The sequence below is a fragment of the Geodermatophilus obscurus genome (genome assembly GCF_900143215.1).
Classification (GTDB): domain Bacteria; phylum Actinomycetota; class Actinomycetes; order Mycobacteriales; family Geodermatophilaceae; genus Geodermatophilus; species Geodermatophilus obscurus_A.
The window spans coordinates 1-1,400 of sequence record NZ_FRDM01000099.1 but is presented as its reverse complement, the minus strand read 5'-3'; the positions used below and the strand labels follow the sequence as shown (position 1 = coordinate 1,400).

The window sequence follows — 1,400 nt, the reverse complement described above, 5'->3', positions numbered from 1 at the left end:
CGTTGGCCTGGGACCGGCTGGCCAGGAACTGCAGGAACTCGATGAGCTCCTCGTCGCTGTCGGCGACCGGCGGGCCCGGCTGCAGGCGGCCGTCGCTGTACTGCAGCAGCACGTTGTCGTAGCCGTTGATCTCGATGTTCTCCACGTCGTCGTCGTCGACCAGCGGCTGCAGCCGACCCAGCCCGAACAGGCTGTCGAAGACGGCGGTGACCAGCTGCTGCTGCTGGTCGGGGGTGATGGTCGCCGCGCCGGTGGCCAGGGTGTCCTCGGTGTACTCGCGCAGCAGCTCCTGCACGAGGCTGCGGCCCAGCTCCCGCTGCGAGGCCTCGTCCATGCCGTCGCGGTCGCGCAGTGCGCCGGAGAGCCGTTCGGCGGCCTGGGTGCGGAAGGCGCGTACCAGCGCCCAGTCGATGTCGCCGGCGCCGTGCGCGCGTGAGCCGGTGCGCCGGCTCGACGGGTCGGCCGCGGGTGGGGCGGGGGCGGCGGCGCCGGCGGTGGGCTGCGCTCCGGCCAGCGCCCAGGCCGGCGGGCGCGGTGCGGTTGGCGGCCGAGCCGCCGGGGACGGGGCCGCTGGGGACGGGGCCGCCGGGGACGGACCCGCGTGGACGTCGGGCGGTGAGCCGGCGAACAGCGGCAGGTCGGCCAGATCGGGCCGCGCTGCGGGAGGCGTGGGCTCAGGCACGGACCGGTCCTTCCTGACCGACGAGTGCGCCTGGGGCCAGCCGGCTGCGTCGGTCGGCGGCCAGCTGCCCGATGGCGCTGGCCGCGGCGGCGATGCTGCGGGTCAGGGTCGAGCCCTCCAGACGCCGCACCGCTGCGCCCACGCTGTAGGCCTCAGCGTGCACCGGGTCCCAGCCGACCGCAGCGACCACCGGCACACCGACGGCGGTGGTGATCTCCCGGGCGGTGTAGGGCTGGCCCTCCCCCACCAGCAGCAGCCCGAAGCCGTCGGCGCCGGTGCCCTGCTGGGCGAGGTCGTCGGCCAGCAGGCGGGCGCGGGCCCGGGTGGCGGCGATCGCCGGCAACGTGGTCCGGGTGAGCAACAAGGTCACGTCGGCGTGCCGCAGCAGCGGCACCGGTCCGCCCTCGGCGCCCAGTCGACCGGCGTCGACGATGACGTCCATGCCCTCGCGCTCCAGCCCGGTCAGGACGGCGGCCAACGGGTCCCACACCGGGCGCAGGCTGGGAGCCTGCGCGGGGCTGACCAGTCCGGGCAACAGCCATTTGTCGGCGCCGGGCAGGGCGGTGCAGCTGTCCCGCAGGCCGCCGAACAGCGCCCCGGAGCGGTGGGCCAACGCCAGGTCGACCAGCCCCCGCTCGTGTGCCCGGGTGCCGCCGAGGTAGCCGGCGAGGACGCTGCTGCTGCCGGACACGTCGGCCTCCACGAGCAGCACCGGGCG

1 protein-coding gene and 1 pseudogene are annotated in these 1,400 nt (G+C 76.2%); both read right to left on the bottom strand.

All coding sequences use genetic code 11. The features are described 5' to 3' along the window. Positions 1 to 682: pseudogene (locus BUB17_RS25170) on the bottom strand (hypothetical protein); the annotation flags it as partial. Then, the coding region (locus tag BUB17_RS25165; RefSeq protein WP_072921588.1) for a hypothetical protein at positions 675 to 1,400 on the bottom strand (726 nt) is incomplete at its 5' end. The pseudogene BUB17_RS25170 and the gene BUB17_RS25165, both read right to left, overlap by 8 nt.